This window comes from Parafannyhessea sp. LCP19S3_B1 (genome assembly GCF_052121955.1).
In the GTDB taxonomy this organism is placed as follows: Bacteria; Actinomycetota; Coriobacteriia; order Coriobacteriales; family Atopobiaceae; genus Parafannyhessea.
This window is the reverse complement of sequence record NZ_JBQKDH010000015.1, coordinates 1-18512: the sequence shown is the minus strand read 5'-3', so window position 1 is coordinate 18512 and position 18512 is coordinate 1. Positions and strand designations below refer to the sequence as shown.

Annotated in this window: 18 protein-coding genes; 5 read left to right on the top strand and 13 right to left on the bottom strand. The window is 67.3% G+C overall.

Translation table 11 applies throughout. The annotated features are described in order from the left end of the window. Positions 1–6 precede the first annotated feature (6 nt). The 6 genes from ACTQWE_RS08950 to ACTQWE_RS08925 form a co-directional block, all read right to left on the bottom strand. Positions 7–432 carry a hypothetical protein gene (locus tag ACTQWE_RS08950; RefSeq protein WP_441856813.1) on the bottom strand — a complete coding sequence of 142 codons (426 nt, stop codon included), beginning with the start codon at positions 430–432 and terminating at the stop codon, positions 7–9. After that, positions 429–1739: a phenylacetate--CoA ligase family protein gene (locus tag ACTQWE_RS08945; protein ID WP_441856812.1), complete on the bottom strand. Its 1311-nt coding sequence runs from the start codon at positions 1737–1739 to the stop codon at positions 429–431. The genes ACTQWE_RS08950 and ACTQWE_RS08945 overlap by 4 nt, the downstream gene beginning before the upstream one ends. Positions 1740–1952: 213 nt before the next feature. Then, positions 1953–2948 carry an inorganic phosphate transporter gene (locus tag ACTQWE_RS08940; protein ID WP_170103392.1) on the bottom strand — a complete coding sequence of 332 codons (996 nt, stop codon included), beginning with the start codon at positions 2946–2948 and terminating at the stop codon, positions 1953–1955. Beyond that, a complete protein-coding gene (locus tag ACTQWE_RS08935) occupies positions 2941–3564 on the bottom strand; it encodes a DUF47 domain-containing protein (protein WP_441850770.1) in 624 nt (207 codons plus the stop codon). Before ACTQWE_RS08935 ends, ACTQWE_RS08940 begins: the two co-directional genes overlap by 8 nt. A gap of 203 nt (positions 3565–3767) precedes the next feature. After that, positions 3768–4766 carry a CPBP family intramembrane glutamic endopeptidase gene (locus tag ACTQWE_RS08930; protein ID WP_441856811.1) on the bottom strand — a complete coding sequence of 333 codons (999 nt, stop codon included), beginning with the start codon at positions 4764–4766 and terminating at the stop codon, positions 3768–3770. 1 nt (position 4767) lies between these two features. Beyond that, entirely contained in the window at positions 4768–5187 is a 420-nt protein-coding gene (locus ACTQWE_RS08925) for a hypothetical protein (protein WP_170103389.1), read from the bottom strand. A gap of 278 nt (positions 5188–5465) precedes the next feature. Here ACTQWE_RS08925 and ACTQWE_RS08920 point away from each other — a divergent pair, with 278 nt between their 5' ends. The 3 genes from ACTQWE_RS08920 to ACTQWE_RS08910 all read left to right on the top strand — a co-directional run bounded on the left by ACTQWE_RS08920 (position 5466) and on the right by ACTQWE_RS08910 (position 10202). Beyond that, positions 5466–6545 carry a 6-phosphofructokinase gene (locus ACTQWE_RS08920; protein ID WP_441856810.1) on the top strand — a complete coding sequence of 360 codons (1080 nt, stop codon included), beginning with the start codon at positions 5466–5468 and terminating at the stop codon, positions 6543–6545. Between the two features lie 222 nt (positions 6546–6767). Further along, on the top strand, positions 6768–9071 hold the full coding sequence (locus ACTQWE_RS08915; RefSeq protein WP_441856809.1) for an N-acetylmuramoyl-L-alanine amidase: 2304 nt from the start codon (positions 6768–6770) through the stop codon (positions 9069–9071). A 306-nt stretch (positions 9072–9377) separates the two neighbouring features. Beyond that, positions 9378–10202, top strand: coding sequence for a class II glutamine amidotransferase (locus ACTQWE_RS08910; RefSeq protein WP_441856808.1), 825 nt, complete (start codon positions 9378–9380; stop codon positions 10200–10202). Positions 10203–10372: 170 nt separating this feature from the next. On the opposite strand, the gene ACTQWE_RS08905 is transcribed toward ACTQWE_RS08910, so the two are convergent. Continuing rightward, positions 10373–10651, bottom strand: coding sequence for an HPr family phosphocarrier protein (locus ACTQWE_RS08905; RefSeq protein ID WP_090844290.1), 279 nt, complete (start codon positions 10649–10651; stop codon positions 10373–10375). A gap of 246 nt (positions 10652–10897) precedes the next feature. Here ACTQWE_RS08905 and ACTQWE_RS08900 point away from each other — a divergent pair, with 246 nt between their 5' ends. Next, entirely contained in the window at positions 10898–12211 is a 1314-nt protein-coding gene (locus ACTQWE_RS08900) for a hypothetical protein (RefSeq protein ID WP_441856807.1), read from the top strand. A 135-nt stretch (positions 12212–12346) separates the two neighbouring features. Here ACTQWE_RS08900 and queA read toward each other — a convergent pair whose 3' ends face one another. Beyond that, positions 12347–13510 carry a tRNA preQ1(34) S-adenosylmethionine ribosyltransferase-isomerase QueA gene (queA, locus tag ACTQWE_RS08895; protein ID WP_373577455.1) on the bottom strand — a complete coding sequence of 388 codons (1164 nt, stop codon included), beginning with the start codon at positions 13508–13510 and terminating at the stop codon, positions 12347–12349. Positions 13511–13670: 160 nt separating this feature from the next. Beyond that, positions 13671–14342 (bottom strand): epoxyqueuosine reductase QueH, encoded by a 672-nt coding sequence (locus ACTQWE_RS08890; RefSeq protein ID WP_441856806.1) that lies wholly within the window; start codon positions 14340–14342, stop codon positions 13671–13673. 66 nt (positions 14343–14408) lie between these two features. Here ACTQWE_RS08890 and ACTQWE_RS08885 point away from each other — a divergent pair, with 66 nt between their 5' ends. Then, positions 14409–14936, top strand: a complete 528-nt coding sequence (locus tag ACTQWE_RS08885; RefSeq protein ID WP_441856805.1) for a YbhB/YbcL family Raf kinase inhibitor-like protein — start codon at positions 14409–14411, stop codon at positions 14934–14936. 116 nt (positions 14937–15052) lie between these two features. Here ACTQWE_RS08885 and ACTQWE_RS08880 read toward each other — a convergent pair whose 3' ends face one another. From ACTQWE_RS08880 to ACTQWE_RS08865, 4 genes are all read right to left on the bottom strand, one after another. Then, a complete protein-coding gene (locus tag ACTQWE_RS08880; RefSeq protein ID WP_441856804.1) occupies positions 15053–16060 on the bottom strand; it encodes an SPFH domain-containing protein in 1008 nt (335 codons plus the stop codon). 140 nt (positions 16061–16200) lie between these two features. After that, positions 16201–17025, bottom strand: a complete 825-nt coding sequence (locus ACTQWE_RS08875) for a histidinol-phosphatase HisJ family protein (RefSeq protein WP_441856803.1) — start codon at positions 17023–17025, stop codon at positions 16201–16203. A 177-nt stretch (positions 17026–17202) separates the two neighbouring features. After that, positions 17203–17754: a DUF3267 domain-containing protein gene (locus ACTQWE_RS08870; protein ID WP_441856802.1), complete on the bottom strand. Its 552-nt coding sequence runs from the start codon at positions 17752–17754 to the stop codon at positions 17203–17205. Beyond that, positions 17745–18404 carry a TMEM164 family acyltransferase gene (locus ACTQWE_RS08865; RefSeq protein ID WP_441921602.1) on the bottom strand — a complete coding sequence of 220 codons (660 nt, stop codon included), beginning with the start codon at positions 18402–18404 and terminating at the stop codon, positions 17745–17747. Before ACTQWE_RS08865 ends, ACTQWE_RS08870 begins: the two co-directional genes overlap by 10 nt. Positions 18405–18512 lie beyond the last annotated feature (108 nt).

Here is an 18512-nt window from a genome sequence, read left to right as displayed (position 1 = left end):
CCGTCCCTACAGCTCGGCCTGCGTCAGCACCCTGAAGCCGGCCTCCTCCAGCTTGAACACGGCTTTCGACGCCTCCGCCGGCACGCGGATCTTCAGGATGTCCACGGCGCGGTCGCCGGACGTGCTGAAGCAGTAGCCGTACTCCACGGGGATGTCCAGGTCGTCCAGCACGCCCAGCAGCTCTGCCAGGCCGCCGGGCCTGTTGGGCACCTCGATGGCGGCCACCTTCGTGACCATGGCGCGATAGCTCTTCTCGTCCAGATAGTCACGGGCGCGCGGCGCGTCGTCGCACACGATGCGCACGACGCCGTACTCCGGCGTGTCGGCTATGGTGAGGGCCTTCATGTCGATGCCCGCAGCCGCGATGTCGCGGCAGAGCTTCGCGAGCCTGCCCTCGGAGTTCTCCAGGAAGACGGTGAGCTGGTCGATCATTTCAGGTTCTCCCCCCTCAGGTCCACGATGCGCTTCGCCTTGCCCTCGGAGCGCGATATCGACATGGGCTCCACAAGGCGCACGCGGATGCCAACGGACAGCGCCGTCTTGAGAGCGCCCTGGATCTGGCGCTGCAGCTCCTCGATGGCGCCGGTCGAGTCGATGTCGAAGTCCGGGTTAGCCTCGACCTTCAGGGTCGCGACGTCCAGGTAGTTCTTCGTGGTGAGCTCGATCTGGTACCAAGAGGATACCTGCTCGAACGTCTTCATCACGTTCTCTATCTGGCTGGGGAACACGTTTACGCCGCGAATGATGAGCATGTCATCCGTGCGGCCCTGCAGGCGGTCGATGCGGCGGTGCGTGCAGCCGCACGGGCACTCGCCCGGCAGGATCCGCGTGATGTCGCGCGTGCGGTAGCGCACGACGGGGCTCGCCTCGCGGTCGAGCGTCGTCACCACGAGCTCGCCCCACTCGCCGTCCGGCAGCACCTCGCCGGTCGCGGGGTCGATGACCTCGCAATAGAAGTGGTCCTCCGCGATGTGGAGGCCGTCCTGCTCAAGGCACTCAACGGCAAGGCCGGGGCCACCGGTCTCCGTCAGGCCGTAGATGTCCAGCACCTTGTAGTCCAGCTTGCGCTCGAGCTCGTGACGGAAGTTGTCGCTGAACGCCTCCGCGCCGTGGATGCCCACCTTCAGGCTGAACTCCTTGGAAGGGTCGATCCCCATGGCAAGCGCCGTGTCCGCGATGTGCATGGCGTAGCTGGGCGTGCACTCCAGCACCGTGGTGCCCATCTCGCGCAGCACGCGGATCTGGCGCTCCGTGTTGCCGGCGCTAATGGGGATGACGGTCGCACCGGAGCGAAGCGACCCGTAGTGCGCGCCCAGACCGCCCGTGAACAGGCCGTAGCCGTAGCAGATCTGGCACACGTCGTCCGCCCCCACCCCTGCAAAGCGGAACGCGCGAGAAAAGCATTCGGCCCACGCCCTGAGGTCCGCCTCGGTGTACGCCGCCACCGTGGCGACGCCCGTCGTGCCGGACGACATGTGGATCTCCTTCACGTCGCCCCTCGGCACGCCCACCATGTCGTACGGGTAGTTGTCGCGAAGGTCCTGCTTCGTCACGAACGGCGCGCGCCTGAGGTCGTCCAGGTCGCGGATGGCATACGGGTCGAACCCCGCCTCGTCGAAGCTCCTGTGATAGAAGGGAATGTCCTCGTAGCAGTGGATCGCGGTCTTGCGGATGCCCTCCACCTGGGCCGACGCGATCCGATCGCGCGACATCGTGAGGACGTCTTCCTGTATGCTCATGAACAACCCCTTGCGGCGCTTCGCGCCATCGATGCCAAGCCAACAGGAACATAGTATCTGCAACCGGTTTCCATGCCGTTACCAATGCCCGGACGCACAAATCGCCCCGCGGGCGGCAGGCGCGCGGGGCGAGAAGGTCGTTCGTCTTTGGTTGTGCGGGCGTACGGGACGCGCGTCCTTCTCGCTGGCGTCACGCCATGGCGGGACCGCGCGCTACGCGAGGACGAGGCCGATCACGTACGCGCAGCAGCCGCCGAGGAGGATCGTCACGGGCAGCGTCACGAACCACGCGCCGATGATCTTGCGGGCGACGCCCCAGCGTACGGAGCTGCGACGGCGGGCGGAGCCGGCGCCCATGATGGACGTGGTGATGACCTGCGTCGTGGAGACGGGCGCGCCGAGCGCGGTCATGGTCTCGATCGCGATGGCGGAGGACGTCTCGGCCACGAAGCCGATGACGGGGTTCAGCTTCGTCACGCCGTCGCCCACGGTGCGCATGATGCGGCCGCCGCCGATGGAGGTGCCAAGGGCCATGGTGCACGCGCACATTATCTTGACCCACACGGGGATGCCGGCCGCGGGGTCCGCGAGCCCGGCCGTCACGAGCGCCAAGGTGATGATGCCCATGGTCTTCTGCGCGTCGTTGTTGCCGTGGCTGTACGCCATGAACGCCGCGGAGAGGATCTGCATCCTGTGGAACAGCCAGTTGGCCTTCATGGGATGCCAGTTGGCGAACAGCTCGAACACGAGCTTCATGATCACGTAGCCCAGGGCCATGCCGATGAGCGGGGACGTGAACAGCGGGATGACGACCTTGTCGAGCACGCCCTCCCACTTGACGTGGCGCACGGAGTGCGTGAACACGATCGTCGCGCCGATGAGGCTGCCGATGAGCGCGTGCGAGGACGAGCTGGGGATGGAGCGCCACCACGTGAAGAGGTCCCACAGGATGGCGCCCAGAAGCGCCGCGAGGATCACGTAGAGCTCGAGCTTGATGTCCACGATGCCCGCCGCGATGGTCATGGCGACCTTCTCGCTCATGAACGCGCCGATGAAGTTCATGGTCGCGGACATGAGGATGGCGACGCGCAGGGGAAGCGCCTTGGTGTACACCGTCGTCGCGATGGCGTTCGCGGTGTCGTGGAAGCCGTTGATGAACTCGAAGACCAAGGCGGCCCCGAGCACGCAGACGAGAAGGGCGCTAACCATTTTTCACGATGACATTCTGAATCTCGTTGGCCACGTTCTTGCAGGCGTCCAGCGTGTTCTCCATCTTGTCCAGCAGACTCTTCCACTTGAGGATGTCCACGGTGTGGAGGTCGGAGCGGAAGATGGCCGCGAGCCCGTCGCGATAGACGACGTCTCCCCTGTCCTCGGCGTCGTTGGCGGCCTTCGTCTCCTTCAGGAGGGACTCGTCCTTCTTGAAGTCCGGGAACTTCGCGAACGCGTGGTCGAGGTCGAGCGTCGCCTCGAGGATGAGCTTCGCCATCTCGATCGCCTCTGGGCGCATCTCGTCGATGTCGTAGAGCTTGAAGCGGGCGGAGACGTTCTCGAGCCCGTCGACGATGTCGTCCATCTTGAGCGCGAGCGCGCTGATGTCCTCGCGGTCGAACGGGGTGATGAACGAGGAGTTCAGGGTGGTGATGATCTTGCTGACCATCTCGTCTCCCCTGGTCTCGAACTCCTTGATCTCAGGGATGCGGTACGAGAGCTTGTCGTAGTTCTCGACGATCTCCAGGAAGAGCTCGGAGGCCTCGGAGGTCATCTTGCTGAACTCCTGGAACATGAGGAAGAACGCGTCTTCCTTGCGACTTACACGGCTCATGCTGTCAGTAGCCTTTCACGACGCCACGCGGCAGCGCTACGAGTACTCGCACCAACGGGCGAAACCAGATTGCAAGCTGCATGTTAGCAGAACGTAATGAAATATAACTGCCACTGACCTAAAAATGCAGCACAGGCATGCTGCGCGTGGGACTTGCGGCTGCCTTGCGCGCGGTGCGCGCAAGGTCCTAAGGCGGGGGCGCCTCAGCGCTCCGGCGCATCGACCGGCTCCGCACCCTGTTCCTGAGCTGCGGTTTCCCTCATGCGTGCACGGTCGTGCGGCATCCCCGCGGGCGGCACCGGAAACTCCCCGGCACCCGGCGGCAAGCACGGGCCCTCGCGCTTCTCGCCCAGCGCGTCCATCACGAAACCGCCATGATGCGGCTGCGGGAGCGCCCTGGTGCGGCGGACGGCGCGCCACAGCGACGGAAGGTACAGCACACAGAGGACCGCGTACAGCACGATGGAGCTCATGGCCTCCTCGCGGCCGGACGAGACGTAGTTGGTGCTGAGGCTCTCCCCGAAGAGCGCGTACGGTATGACCATGATCGAGAAATCGTCCAGCGCGTGGAACAGGATGGCGCCCGTGAGGTTGTCGTCCTCCACGACGGCGGCGGAGAGCACGGCGCCGTAGATGCCGGTCTGCGCCACCTTGAGCGCGGCCTGGGCAAGCGCGAGCGGGCTTGCGTAGTCGAGCCCCACCCAGTCGATGTGCAGCGCCCCGAAGTAGACTGACGAGACGGCGATGCACGCCCACAGCGCGCCGCGGCTGCGCCCGAAGCGCGACAGCAGGCCGCCAAGCAGCACGCCGCGCACGTAGCATTCCTCGAAGACGCCTATGCACAGGCAGAACGCCACGTAGTACGCCACGTTCTGCGCCCAATGGGGCGAGAGGTGCGCGGCGCCAGACGCGTAGCCCGCCACCTGCGTGCCGGTGAGCGCGAGGCTGATGGCGAGGATGGGCCACGCGAGGTGCCAGACGCTCCTGAAGGACGCGCGCGAGGGGACGAGCATGCGCCGGCCGCCCAGAAGGCAGACGGCCACGGCCATGTACAGGGCGGACGCGACTTCGAGCGAGAGGTTCTCGTCGAGGCGCAGCCACGATATGGGCTGGTAGACGAGCCACTGGAACACGGGCGCAAACGCGACGACCAGGATGGCCGCCATGAGCCTGCCGCGCCGGCGCCCGCCGCGGGCCGCCACGCTACGCCCTCCCGGCCGAGCCGAGCTCGGCGAGCATGGCCGCAACCCGCGCGCGGGCGCGCCTCACGTCCGCGCGGGCGTCCTCGATGCGGGACTGCACGAAGAGGTCCGTTATGGAGTTGTCGAACACGATGTCGAACAGCTCGAGCATGTCGCTTCGCCTGAGGTCGACGCCCGTGACGCCGGAGCAGTCGCGCAGCTCGCGGGCGAACGCCTCAAGGTCGCGCTGGGCGCGCCCCACCGCCTCGGAGGCGCCGTCCAGGCGCGAGCGCTTCACGAGGCTCGTAAGGAGGCCCCCGCCCAGGATGTCGAGCAGGCCCCAGTTGCGCGCGCCGTCAAGCTGCTCCGCCGCCTCGTCCAAGCTCTGGAGGGCGCGCGTGCCCGCGGCGCGGGCCCGCTCTAGTCTTGCGTCCGATGTCATGGTGCACCTCCGAATGCGGGGCGGCGGCGGGGCGGCGCTTCTCGCCCGGGCGTCCCGCAGATAACTGTCAGATAACTGTCTAGGTGAAGCCTACCCGTAATGCGGCACAAAGACGCGCGCAAGGACGCCGTTTGTTTGTGAACGAGTGCACAATCTGGTGCGCGCCGTGGCCTCGACGTGCCAAAATCTAGGGTGGTCGGGGCTGTGGGCACCCTTTGCGCGGCACCGCCGACAAATGGTAGTTGGGAGTGCCTCCCAACGAGGCTAAGGGGGAATCCATGCTGAGGATCGGACTGCTCACGAGCGGCGGCGACTGCCAGGCGCTGAACGCGACCATGCGCGCCATAGTGAAGACGGTGTATAACAACACGAAGGAGGGCGTGGAGGTCTACGGCTTCGAGGACGGCTACCAGGGCCTCATCTACGGTCGCTACCGCAAGATGGACTGGAGCGACTTCAGCGGCATCCTCACGATGGGCGGAACGATCCTGGGAACGAGCCGAACTCCGTTCAAGCGCATCGACACGCCCGAGGCCGACGGGGTCCAGAAGGTCCCCGCCATGAAGAAGAACTACAAGGCCCTCAAGCTGGACTGCCTGTTCGTGCTGGGCGGCAACGGCTCCACGAAGACGGCGAACCGCCTGCGCGAGGAGGGCCTGAACGTCATCTGCCTGCCGAAGACGATCGACAACGACACGTTTGGCACGGACATCACGTTTGGCTTCACGAGCGCCATCGACGTGGCGACGCGCTGCATCGACGACATCCACACGACGGCGAGCTCGCACGGTCGCGTATTTGTGATCGAGATCATGGGCCACAAGGTGGGCTGGATCCCCCTGTACGCCGGCGTCGCCGGCGGCGCGGACGTGATCCTCATCCCCGAGATCCCCTACAAGATGGACAACGTGGTCGATGCGATCGAGAGGCGTGAGAAGAACGGCGGCCGGTTCTCGATCATCGTGTGCGCGGAGGGGGCCATCTCGCAGGAGGAGGCCGCCATGCGCAAGAAGGACTACAAGGCGAAGGTCGCAAAGCGCGTAAAGCCGTCCGTCGCGTACGACATCGCGGAGGAGGTCGCCGGCCGCACCGGCAAGGAGGTGCGCGTGGCCGTTCCCGGGCACACCCAGCGCGGCGGCCAGCCGGACGCCCAGGACCGCATCTTCGCGACGCAGTGCGGCGTCGAGGCGGCGCACGGCTTCCTTGAAGGGAAGTTTGGCTACATGATCGCCAAGGTGGGAGGCAAGATGTGCCGCGTGCCGCTCGAGGACGTGGCGGGCAAGCTGAAGTACGTCGACCCGAAGAGCGACCTCGTGCGCGAGGCGCGCATGCTTGGCATCAGCTTCGGCGACGAGTAACGAGGGTCCCGGCGCGCCCCGCGCCGGACACGCAACCCCCAGGACCCCTTGCGCATTGCCTTGTCCGGGCACGCAAGGGGTCCCTCATGTGGCTGCGCAGCACGTTGCGGCCAAAATTTGTTGTGCAACAAATTGGACGATGCGCGACTCACAATCTTGGGATAGCTGTAAACGGGCCCTGCACCGAGGGCATATGCAACCATCACAAGGAAGTGACTCCCTTTGTACTTAGCATCCGGAAGGTCAGCCAAAATCGCGGTCGTCATCGGCCTCGCGCTCGTGGGAGCGCCCGTCGCGGCGTATGCGACCGAGCCCGCGGCGACGCAGCCGCCATCAACCACCGCCGCCGTCACGACATCGGGGCAGGCGGAGGCCGAGCAATCGAGCGCGCAGGCGGAGGCCGCGTTCGGCGGCGAATCGCAGGAAGCGGCGTCCACGGACGCGGCCGTCGGCGCGGACGTAACCGAACAGGGCAGCGCGGACGCGACGACGGACCCCTCCCCCACCGGCGACGCAGCATCGTGCGACGCCTCGCAGTCGGAGTCGTCGCCCAGCATCTCGGCGGACGTCGACGTGTACGGCAAGGGCAGCCAGACCGCGTCTGACGGCCAGGTGGCGGGAAGCGCCGGATCTGGCGAGAAGATCGACTCCCTCACGCTTCACGTCACCTCCCCCGACGGGACGTCCTATTCCGACTCGGACATGGAGTACCGCGCACACGTGGAGGGTACCGGCTGGGACGCACGATGGACCTCCGGCGGCAACGCGGTGGGCACCGCAGGCTCCGGCAAGCGCATCGAGGCGCTCCAGGTCAGGCTTCGCGAGGGATCGGACCTCGCGAGGGGCTGGCAGCTGTGGGCGCGCGCGTACGTGCAGGACCACGGATGGCTCGCATGGACGAGCACCGGCCTGGTGGGTTCCACGGGCCAGGGACTGCGTCTCGAGGCACTTGAACTGCGTCTGCTGCGAATTGGCGCCCCAGACCCCACCGACGCCTCCTACGGCGACTTCGCCTCCACCGACAGCGAGTCGTTCATTGACGGCACGCAGGCGCGCGTCCAGGCGCACGTGCAGGACATCGGCTGGCAGGGTTGGGTGACCGACGGCAAGACGGCCGGCACCACCGGAAGGAGCAAGCGCATCGAGGCCATCCGCGTGAAGGTCCAGAACGCCTACGCCGACGGGGATGTCGAGGTCAGGGCCCACGTGCAGGACATCGGCTGGCAGGGCTGGGCCACGAGCGCGGGCTATGCCGGGACCACGGGCAGAGGCAAGCGCATCGAGGCCGTCGAGGTCCGCCTAACGGGAGAGCTCGCGAACCTGTACGACGTGTGGTACCGGGCGCACGTGCAGACCATTGGCTGGATGGCCTGGACGAAGGACGGGGCCTCCGCAGGAACGACGGGTGCGAGCGGGCGCATGGAGGCCATCCAGGTGCTGCTGGTGCGCAAGGGGGAATCCGCACCAAGCGCGGACGGCCAGGCCACGGAGATATCGTTCTTCTCGACGCCCGACGTGATCTACACGGCGCACTCGAAGGACGTGGGCTGGCAGGGTGCCAGAAAGGACGGCGCGACAGCGGGCACCACGGGACAGTCACGGCGCCTGGAGGCGATGACCATCAAGCTGACGGGCGGAGAGGACGCGCTTTCCGGCGGCATCAGCTACCGCTCGCACGTGCAGGGCACCGGCTGGCAGGACTGGGTGTCCGACGGCTCGGTTGCCGGCACCACGGGACAGTCCAAGAGGCTCGAGGCGTTCCAGGTGAGGCTGACGGGCGCGATCTCGAAGTTCTTCGACGTCATGTACCAGGCGCACGTGCAGAACGTGGGCTGGCAGTCATGGGTATCGAACGGCCAGGTGGCGGGTACCGTGGGACGCGCGCTCGCAGCCGAGGCCTTCAAGGTGAAGCTCGTCCTGAAGGGCGCGTCGTCCGTAGTTGCGTCCGGCCTTGACTACTGCTGGCTGAAGTCCTCCCAGTACTGGTCCGGCACCGTGAAGGTGCTCCTGATGAACAAGCACTACAGCAAGGGGCGCTTCGACGCGAGCCACGGCGGCCAGCACGTCATCAGGCAGATCGTCATACACCACAACGAGGGCAACCTGACGACGGAGGGCTGCTGGAACACCTGGCAGACCCGCGAGGCATCGGCGCACTACCAGGTGGAGTCCAGCGGCACGGTCGGTCAGCTGGTCTATGACAGCGACACCGCCTGGCAGGCGGGCAACTGGGTAAAGAACCTCGACAGCATCGGCATCGAGCACGCGGACGCCCCCGGCTCCACGCCCGCCCACCGCTACCTGACCGAGGCGGCCATCAACGCCGGCTCGAAGCTGGTGGCGCTGCTGTGCCTGCAGTACAACCTCGGCATCCCGCAGTGGGGCGTCAACGTGATCGGCCACAACGAGGTAACGAGCACCGACTGCCCCGCGTCCTTGGGCAAGGGTGGGTCGCAGCACAACGAGTACCTCTCTAAGGCGCGGTCCTGGTACGAGAAGATCCACGCCGCCATGTTTGGCAAATAGCGTCCGTCAGGCCGTCGCCAGCTGGGCGGCGGCCTTCTTTCTGCTGCGTGGCCGCGCGAAATCGAGGCCGCGTGCAGGCGAAGGCAAGTTGAGGACTTTGTAAACCGTCGCGCACGGCGGGCCCACATTGGGTAACATAGCCGCCAGAGCTCGGCGGGCAGACGCCCGCGAAGGCCCCGTTGGAAGGAGAGGGACATGACGTGTACGTGCTGTTGCACCGCGATCGACCGCGACGCAGCGTGTCGCCGCGACGTCCTTCTCGCCCGGCGCGCCTAGCGCGCAACTTCCAACGTAAGGAGCACAAGCATGTGCGAACTGTTTGCCCTCAACGCGGAGGGTCCCGTCAACACCAACGCCTACCTGCGCGAGTTCTTCTCGCACAGCGTGAACCACCCCCACGGCTGGGGCATTTCCTGGCGCGACGGCGACCCGTTCGACGACGCGTCCGTCACCCTCGTGCGAGAGGGCAGGCGCGCCATAGACTCGGACCTCAACTGGAAGGTCCTGGGCTCCCCCATCGAGAAGAGCCACGTCCTCGCCCACATACGCTATGCCACGGGCACCGACATGGCCGAGCGCAACTGCCACCCGTTCAGGACGGTCGACATGACCGGCAGGCAGTGGACGCTCATCCACAACGGAATCCTGTTCAACGAGGGGCTGACCTTCCCCTACGAGGGCCACACCGAGGGCGAGACCGACAGCGAGCGCATGGCGGCCTTCTTGACGGACGTGATGGACGAGGCGTACCTGCGTGGCGCGAAGCCCACGTTCGATGTGCGCTTTGGGGCGCTCTCCGGCGCCGTGACGCAGCTGGCGAACCGCAACCGCGTGAACATCATCCTGGACGACGGCGAGTACACCTACGTGCACACGAACACGTCGAAGTGCACGCTGTTCTATCGCTCGTTCACGGACGAGAAGGGCGGGCAGGCCATAGTCGTGAGCACGACGTGCCTTGGGGGCTCCGCCGAGGCGCCAGAGTGGAAGCCCGTGCCTGCGAACCGCCTGATCGCGCTTCGCGACGGGCGCCTGGTGAGGACGTCCGCGCCGCACGGATACCGCTTCTGCGAGACGATACTGGAGCTGCAGCGCAAGATGGGCGTGCGCCCGGAGGACTACGTGGCGTAAGGCCACGCGGCCAGCCACGGGGCGACGGCGACGGGGGCGCGTCCTTCTCGCCGCGCGTCCGCCTTGCCGTCACCGGAAAGGTCGGCATAGCGAACGGGGCCTGGTCCGGAGGAATCCGAACCAGGCCCCGCGCACATGCGGAAGGTGCGTGACCTTGGGCAGCGCAGACGCTACTCGAAGAGGTTGGCGTCGCCGTCCTTGATGCCGAGGAGGGCACCGAGCGCCTCGTTCTCGTCCGCGCCGTCGCAGGTGATCTCGACCTTGGTGCCGGTGCCGAGGCCGGCGGCGAGGATCATCATGATGGACTTGGCGTTGACGGGAGCGGAGCCCTTGTCAAGGTCCTTGATGGTGACGGCGCACTGGTACTGCTTCGCGACCTGCACGAACTGGGAAGCGGGGCGAGCGTGGAGACCGGTGGGGCTGACGATGGAAACTTGCTTGGAAACCATAACGCACTCCTTTAGATCTAACAGGGGAAGGGCAAGGCGCCCTGTCCAATTGATGCCTTGCTTGATGATTATAGTAACAAAGAAAACATGTGGGATGGTCATTGGATGCCAAAATGTGTCGGTATGCGCATGCAAGCCTCCCATTGCACGGGTTAGACCTAGAATTTAGCCCTAGAATATTCTGAATCGCCACCACAGACCGGCGCGTCGCGAGGGAGCGCGCCGGCCCACCCAAGGAGAGACCCCATGGCAAAGCCGCACGACCACACCGACACGCAGTCCGCAGAGGGCGGGGCCCCGAAGGACGAGGGGCTCGAGTATCCCGGCGCGGTGCCCGTGGCGGCAGACGAGCTTGACGTGATAACCGGCAAGGACCTGGACAGGCAGCGCGCGAAGTCGCGCAAAGGGAAGGGTGCCGGCGCGACGGGCGCGGACTCGGAGAACCCCCTCAAGGGCGGCTTTGGCGCCATCAGGCAGGTGCGCGCCGCGGCGAAGCGCCGCGCGGAGGCCCACGACAAGGTGAAGTCGCTCAAGGCTGAGCTCGAGGAGAGCCAGAAGGTCCTGGACCACCGCACGAAGATCGAGGCGGACTACGAGAAGATCGTGGCCACCCAGAACGACGCGCTCATGGTGCAGGGTCAGGCGTCCGCACGCGCCCAGGCCGTGATGGACCAGCAGTCGGCCGAGAAGGCCGAGCTCGAGGGGCGGCTCGCCCAGATGAAGACCGAGCACGAGGAGCAGCTGAGGCCGTACCGCGAGCTGATGGAGTCCACGAAGGGACGCGCGGACGACGCCGCGAAGACGCTCGCCGACGCGAAGCGCCAGGCGAAGGCGGCGGACCAGCAGCTGGGAGAGGCGACGAAGCGGCGCGAGCAGAGCGTGGCCTCGGCAAACCGCTCCGTCGACAACTCGCAGGAGCGCCTGCGCAAGGCGGAGGGCGAGCTCGACGCGCTGAAGGCGGACTCGAACGCCTCCCCCGCCGTGGTGCAGAAGAAGCAGAGCGACATCGTGGCCGAGCGCGCGCACCTAGACGCGGCGCGCGCGGACCTCGACCGCGTCACGAACGAGTGCAAGCAGCTGGTAGACGGCGCGCAGGCCAACCTTGCCGCGCAGAGGCGCGCGCTCGAGAGCGCGGAGACGGCGGCCGACGCCGCGAAGCGCGAGGCGGACGAGCACCGCGAGGAGTACGAGCGCCTGTACAACGCCGCCCTCGCGGGCGAGAAGGAGCTTTCCGACGAGATCGCGAAGCGCGACCGCGCCATCACGACCGCCGGTAAGGAGCGGCAGGACGCGGACGCGCGCCAGGCCGAGGCGAAGAAGCTGCTGGACGAGGCGACGGAGATACACGCGACGCCCGAGGTGAGCGCGGAGCTCGCGCGCACGATCGCCCAGGGTCGCAAGGAGCTCGAGGAGCGCATGAAGTCCGCCCAGAAGCTCGCCCACGAGGAGAAGCACCTGCGCGAGGCAACGAGGAAGCAGCGCTTCCTGTTCATAGGGGCCATCGTGCTGGCAGTGGTCCTCGTGGCGCTTGTGGCGACGTTCGTGATGCGAACGCTCTAGGCAGGCGCGCGGCCCGCCCGGGGCCGACATGTTTGCGCAAGGATACGAGCCGCGGCTCCCCATCCTAGGTGACGGGGAGCCGCGGCTCTTTGCATGGCCCGGCGAGTTCGAGGCGCCGGGGTCGCGACGACGGCGCTACACCATGAGCATGGCGTCGCCGAAGCTGAAGAAGCGGTACTTCTCGGCGATTGCCGCCTGATAGGCGGCCATGATCTGCTCGCGCGTGGCGAACGCGGAGACGAGCATCATGAGGGTCGAGCGCGGCACGTGGAAGTTCGTGACCATGGCGTCGACCACGTGGTAGGTGGAGCCTGGCATGAGGTAGAGGTTCGTGGTGGCGTCGCGGCGCTCGACGATGTCTCCCCTGCCGAGGGTCTTGGCGGAGTCCGGCGCGTCCTCGAAGCGGCGCGCGACGCACGGGGGCTCCCATGCGGGCGCTTCCGCGTCGAACGCGCTCTCGAGCGAGCGGACGGACGTGGTGCCGATGGCGACGACGCGATGGCCCGCGGCCTTCGTGGCGTGCACGGCGTCCACTACGTCCTGGCTCACGTGGTAGCGCTCCGTGTGCATGACGTGCTTCGTGGGGTCGTCCTCCTCCACCAGGCGGAACGTGTCGATCCCGACCTCAAGCTCCACGGTCTTCCACTGCACGCCCATGCCCTCGATCCTGCGGATGAGCTCCGGCGTGAAGTGCAGGCCGGCCGTGGGGGCCGCCGCGGAGTGCTCCTCGTGCATGGCGTAGACCGTCTGGTACTTCTCCGGGTCGCCGTCGTACTGCGTGATGTAGGGAGGCAGGGGCACGTGGCCAGCCTTGTGGATGGCTTCGTCCAGCGTGAGGCCCTCGGCCGGCTCGAAGCGTACCAGGCGGCCGCCGCGGCTTTCGTCCACGTAGTCCACGACCTCGCCCGTGAGGACGACGGGCCAGCTCATGGGCGCGTGGATGCCGCCCTCGCGGTACTCGATGACGGCGCCCTGCTTCAGGCGCTTGCCGGGCTTCACCAGGCACTCCCACACGTGGCCCATCACGTCCAGGTCCTCGCGGCGCTTCAGCAGGAGCGTCTCGCTCACGCCGCCCGTGCCGCGCTTGTGCCCCATCAGGCGCGCCGGCATGACGCGCGTCTTGTTCGCGACGACGAGGTCGCCCGGCTCCAGGTAGTCCACGATGTCGTAGAAGTGCCTGTGCTCGACGGACCCGTCATCGCGGTGCAGCACGAGCAGCCTGCACGAGTCGCGCGGCTCCGCCGGCTCCTGTGCGATGAGCTCCTCGGGAAGGTCGTAGTCAAAGTCGTCTGTGCGCATGCGTAACCCCGCATCCCTCGCGCGCGGCCTTCGGGGTCGCACGCATCGCGTGTTCCAACAGCCGCCCATGATAGCGCGACGGACGGCCGGCCCGCGCGGCGCGCGCGAACGTTCAGCACAAAAAGCGGAGAAGGGCGGGTGCCCGCGGTGGCACCACGCCCTAGCCGGGCAGGTACTCCGGGCGGGGAGGCAGCTCGCGGCCCTCGCGCCGGGCCGCCTTCGCGGCCTTGCGCCAGTCGCGTGCCTCGTGGCGCTCGAGGGCGGCCTCCGCCGCCGAGAAGCGGCAGCCGCAGTAGTTCTGCCGGTACATGCCGAGCGCGCGGGAGTCTTCCACGGACTCCGGGTAGTGCGGTCGGAAGTCGCGCCACACGGGCGTGAGGCCATGGGCGGCCGCAAGCGACACGAGCTCGTCGTGGCAGGCGTCGAACAGCTGGTACGGCGAGACGGCAAGCGTCGTCGACACGAAGCGGAAGCCCCGCTCGCGCGCCACGCGGCAGCTTTCCGCCAGCCTCACGGCATAGCACGCCCTGCACCTGCGCTCGCGGTCGAGGCCCTTGGGGGCGACGCCCCTCTCCCACGCGTCGCGGTCGTCCGCCGCGACGATCACGTCCACGCGCGCGACGTCGCGCGCCCACGCCATGAGCACCGCAAGGCGCCTGTCGTGCTCGCGGACGGGCTGGATGTTGGGGTTCGTCCAGCATATGGTGGGCTCGAAGCCCTCCTGCCTGAGGTACTTGACGGGCTCGAGCGAGCACGGACCGCAGCATGCGTGCAGAAGGAGCGGCGTGCGCGCGGACGCCGCGCCCGATGCCGCCTGAGAGTGTCCGTCCATCCGCATGCCCCCCGAACTCGCCCAACGCTAGTAAGATGAGAGCATACGCCAACGACGGGAGGCAGCATGGACATCAAGGTTGTGCTCGACAAGAACGGCATGGTTCCGGACCGCTACGCGAAGCACGCGGACGCCGCGCACCTGCACGCGCAGAAGCCGACGACGTCGTTTCCCTTCGAGGTGGAGGGCATACCGCAGGGCGCGCGCTCGCTTGCGCTCGCGTTCACGGACTACGATTCCATCCCCGTGTGCGGGTTCACGTGGATCCACTGGGTCGCGGCGGGGATCGACGCCTCGCTCGCGCGCGACGGGCGGCTCGCCTTCCCGGAGGACGCGTCGAACCTGGGGTCGTTTGGCATGGTGCAGGGCAAGAACTCGTCCGCGAGCAGGCTCGTGGAAAGTTCCGACCCGCTGCTGACCTGCCGCTACAACGGCCCGCAGCCGCCCGACCGGGACCACGTGTACACGCTCCGGGTGTTCGCGCTGGACGTCATGCCAGACCTTCGCGAGGGCTTCTGGGCAAACGAGCTCGTGCATGCCATGCGCGGGCACGTGATCGATTGGGCCGAGGCGAACCTGCCCGCACGGGCGTAGCGCACGGGTAAGGCGCACGCACGGAAGCGTCCGGGCGAGAAGGGCGGCCCTTCTCGCCCGGCTTTTTTAATGTGCGCTGCGACGGCGTGCGCCGCCTGCCGACGTTGGCGCTGACCCTACCTGCGGGACTTTGCGGAGCCGGCGTGGCCGCCCTTGTCGGCGTCGCCCCAGCCCTCCGAGCCGATCCTGCGGTACGGGTCGACCGGCGCCTGCGGCGCACCCGCGGGACGCGGTGCGTTCTGCGCGGCCACGACCTGGTCGAACATGCTCGACGTCTGGCCGAAGTCGCTGGGCAGCACCACGGTGGAGGGCCCCTTCGCGGCGTACTGGTTCATCATGTCGATCCACTGGGTGAACTCGAACAGGCGGTTGGCCTCGCCCTCGTTCATCTCGGCGCCCTTGATGGTGTCGATGGACTCCTTGATGCCGCGGGCGATGGCGATGCGCTGGTCCGCGATGCCCTTGCCCTCGGCCGCCATGGCCTCCGCCTTTGCCTGCGCCGCGATGACCGTCTTCGCGCGGGCCGCCTCGGCGTCGTTCTTTGCGGACTCGAGGTTGTTCTTGGACGCGATGATGTGGTTCATGGACTCCTGGACCTCGCCGGGGAGCTTGATCCTGGTGATGAGCGTGGTCACGAGCACGTAGCCGTAGTCACGCATCTTGGCGGCGACGACCTCGTCGATCGCGTGGGCGATGGCGTCCTTCTCGCTGAAGACCTCGTCGAGCGTGCGCGCGGGGATCTGCGAGCGCAGGGCGTCCGCGAGGTAGTCCTGCATCTGGCCGACCGGGTCCTGCAGGGTGTAGAAGCTCTTGTACACGCCAGACTCCTGGCGGGCGTCCATGTCGTGCGAGTCGACATGGTACTGGATGGAGACGTCGAGCTCTATCGTGACGTTGTCGCTGGTCTTGGCGTCGAACGTCATGTGCTCGTCCTCGGTCATGAGGCTGACGTCATGCGTGACGTCGATGAACGGCGCCTTGACGTGGAAGCCGGGACCCGCGAATCCGTGGAAGCGTCCCAGACGCTCGATGATGGCCACGTGCTGCTGTCTGACAACGTACCCCGTGGAGAGCACGACTGCCACGACGATGACCACCAGAACGGCGGTGCTGATGAAACCCATGTCGGTTCCTCTCACTCGTGCCGGCGACCACCGCCGGCAGGTGAGTGAGGGATACCCCAAACGAGGACTTTATATACAGCCCCGGGGGGCGCGTTGCGGGCACGTCGCACGGCTTTTCTCGCCCGCGCGAAACGCAGCCGCTAGTAAAGGCCATCGAGCGCGACCTGGCGCACGAGCACGTTGCCCGCGGCGTCGTGGGCGAGGTAGTTGACGTGCGTGAACCCGCAGTCCATGGCCGTCCGGACCGCGACGTCGAAGCCGCCGTCGAGGAGCTCCTTCTGGTGCGCGTCCGCGTTGATGAAGATCTGGCCGCCGAAGTCGTGGAGCGCGCGCAGGAGCTCGCGGCGTGGGTAGAGCTCCGCCTTTCGGCCGCGGTTGACGGCGCCGCAGTTGATCTCGAACGGGACGCCCTCCCCCACCAGGTACTCCATGGCCTCGAGCGCGGGCTTCGTGTAGCGGGGGTCGGACTCGTCCAGGAAGTGCGCCTCGTCGTTGAAGCGCGTCACCAGGTCGAAGTGGCCGACCCACGTGCACCGAAGGCGGTCGTACACCCTGGCCTCGAGCTCGTAGTACGCGCGGGCGAGGGCGTAGTAGTCGTCGGCGAAGAACTCGTGGCACAGGCGGCGCATGCTCTGCACGCTGCTGTCGACGGAGAGGGGGACCTCGGAGTCGACGTCCAGGAAGTGCGTGGAGCCGATGACGTACTCCGCGCCCGGGCAGCACGCGGGGTCGTAGACGTTGTCGAGCTCCACTCCGAGGAGGATGTCTATCTTGCTCGCGTACGCGGACTGGAGGCGCCGGATCTCTGCCACGTAGGCGGGCCAGTCCATGTGGATGTCAGGGTCCATGTGACCGGAAAAGCCCAGGTGCTCGAAGCCCTTGGCGATGGCCTCGCACACGACGTCCTCCGGCGTGTCCGACCCGTCGCACATCACGGTGTGGGTGTGGTAGTTGCACCTGAGCATGGAACCTCCTTGTGGGTCGCCCCGCGGACGCCCACGCCGCGCCATGGCGCAACATGGGCCCTGCGGCCATGCTAGCAGAGTTCGTGCCCGCGCCTAGTTGGCGCAACGGATACGTACGGGCGGCACCTTGCGGGTTCGCGCGAGCTGGTCGAGCGCATGTCCGCCCCAACTGCGCCCCTACTCCTCCGAGAGCAGCTCGATTCCCACGGGAGAGTCTCGCACGAACGCCGCGGCGGGCGTGTCCCTGATGACGCGCACCATGTCGAGGTCGCCGGTGCACCCAGCCAGGTGGAACGCGCCTCCCAAGAGCGCGAACAGCGGGGCGTGCCACGCGCACCCCGCCAGCACGAACAGCGCGGAAACCACGACGGAAGGCGCCAGCAGCACCGCCATGAAGCGCCTGCGGGGAAGAATCGCGCCGTTTGCCGAGGTATAGAGCATGAAGTCCTTGAAGCCAAAGCTCACGCGCACGTCGCCCGAGCCCAGAAGCACGAAGGCCGCGGCATGAACCAGCTCGTGCACGGGAAGTGCGACGACAGACGCCGCCGCCAGACCCAGCACCCAGCCCAGGCTCACAGGCTCCAGAACGCGCCGGCCTGACGCAAGCGACGCGAGCCACAGCGCAAAGGCGACAGCAGCGCCAACCCCCAGGATTATCCACGACGCACGGACCATGGAGCGCTGCATGTCCGCGTCCTCCAGCACGTTGACCGTGCCGATCACGCGCATGGGTGGCCACCCCCTCGGCTTGGCAGGGCGAGCCCCGCACGACGGCCGCCCTTCTCGCGGTGAGTGCCCTTCTCCCCTTGCGCGGCCGCAGGCCACGAGCTTGCCCACAAATTGAGCGCAAGCGCCGCGACAAGGAAGCACAGCGCGTACGGCAGCAGGTACAGGGGGTCGCCCAGGGCGTCGTACCACCACTCGATCGGCGTTCCGTACGCCGGGCCGCTCACGAAGCCGTAGTTCGAGCCCAAAAGCGCGTTGAACCACCTGAAGAACAGCACGTAGGCCGCCACGAACGCCAGGCTCACCCGCACGTCCCGAAGGTGGAAGCGGCCGCGGCCCTCGCGCACGGCGCACCACGAGACGGCAAATATGAGCGCGTGCTCCATGAACCCGCAGGCCACCGGCCACGTGTAGGGCGGGCACGCCAGCCAGCCGGGAAAGAGCATCGCCGCCATGCCGCCCATGAGGCCCAGCGTCAGCAGCAGCTCGCGGCAGGCGTGGCCCTGGCGCATGGAGTACGCCAGGCAAAGGTACTCCGCGAAGTTGCAGAAGTGCAGCGGCCACCATGCCTTCGTGAAGGTGTGCGAGAAGATCATGAGCGCGTCCTCGCTGGCCAGAAGCGACAGCATCACCACCGATGCCGCAAGGAGCACGAGCCTTGGCCGGGGGGGGGGCGGGGGGGCGCGCGCCCCCCCCCCCCCGCCCCCCGCCCCCCCCGCCCCCCACCCCCCCCGCCCGCGCCCCAACACCCATAAAACCCC

What these genes read in the sequence shown, in the direction of transcription:
- ACTQWE_RS08885 (WP_441856805.1), top strand. Translation starts at nt 14,409, where the DNA reads ATGGACATCAAGGTTGTGCTCGACAAGAACGGCATGGTTCCGGACCGC.
- queA (WP_373577455.1), bottom strand. Translation starts at nt 13,510, where the DNA reads ATGCGCACAGACGACTTTGACTACGACCTTCCCGAGGAGCTCATCGCA.
- ACTQWE_RS08945 (WP_441856812.1), bottom strand. Translation starts at nt 1,739, where the DNA reads ATGAGCATACAGGAAGACGTCCTCACGATGTCGCGCGATCGGATCGCG.
- ACTQWE_RS08875 (WP_441856803.1), bottom strand. Translation starts at nt 17,025, where the DNA reads ATGCTCAGGTGCAACTACCACACCCACACCGTGATGTGCGACGGGTCG.
- ACTQWE_RS08880 (WP_441856804.1), bottom strand. Translation starts at nt 16,060, where the DNA reads ATGGGTTTCATCAGCACCGCCGTTCTGGTGGTCATCGTCGTGGCAGTC.
- ACTQWE_RS08870 (WP_441856802.1), bottom strand. Translation starts at nt 17,754, where the DNA reads ATGCGCGTGATCGGCACGGTCAACGTGCTGGAGGACGCGGACATGCAG.
- ACTQWE_RS08920 (WP_441856810.1), top strand. Translation starts at nt 5,466, where the DNA reads ATGCTGAGGATCGGACTGCTCACGAGCGGCGGCGACTGCCAGGCGCTG.
- ACTQWE_RS08890 (WP_441856806.1), bottom strand. Translation starts at nt 14,342, where the DNA reads ATGGACGGACACTCTCAGGCGGCATCGGGCGCGGCGTCCGCGCGCACG.
- ACTQWE_RS08935 (WP_441850770.1), bottom strand. Translation starts at nt 3,564, where the DNA reads ATGAGCCGTGTAAGTCGCAAGGAAGACGCGTTCTTCCTCATGTTCCAG.
- ACTQWE_RS08950 (WP_441856813.1), bottom strand. Translation starts at nt 432, where the DNA reads ATGATCGACCAGCTCACCGTCTTCCTGGAGAACTCCGAGGGCAGGCTC.
- ACTQWE_RS08940 (WP_170103392.1), bottom strand. Translation starts at nt 2,948, where the DNA reads ATGGTTAGCGCCCTTCTCGTCTGCGTGCTCGGGGCCGCCTTGGTCTTC.
- ACTQWE_RS08900 (WP_441856807.1), top strand. Translation starts at nt 10,898, where the DNA reads ATGGCAAAGCCGCACGACCACACCGACACGCAGTCCGCAGAGGGCGGG.
- ACTQWE_RS08910 (WP_441856808.1), top strand. Translation starts at nt 9,378, where the DNA reads ATGTGCGAACTGTTTGCCCTCAACGCGGAGGGTCCCGTCAACACCAAC.
- ACTQWE_RS08925 (WP_170103389.1), bottom strand. Translation starts at nt 5,187, where the DNA reads ATGACATCGGACGCAAGACTAGAGCGGGCCCGCGCCGCGGGCACGCGC.
- ACTQWE_RS08905 (WP_090844290.1), bottom strand. Translation starts at nt 10,651, where the DNA reads ATGGTTTCCAAGCAAGTTTCCATCGTCAGCCCCACCGGTCTCCACGCT.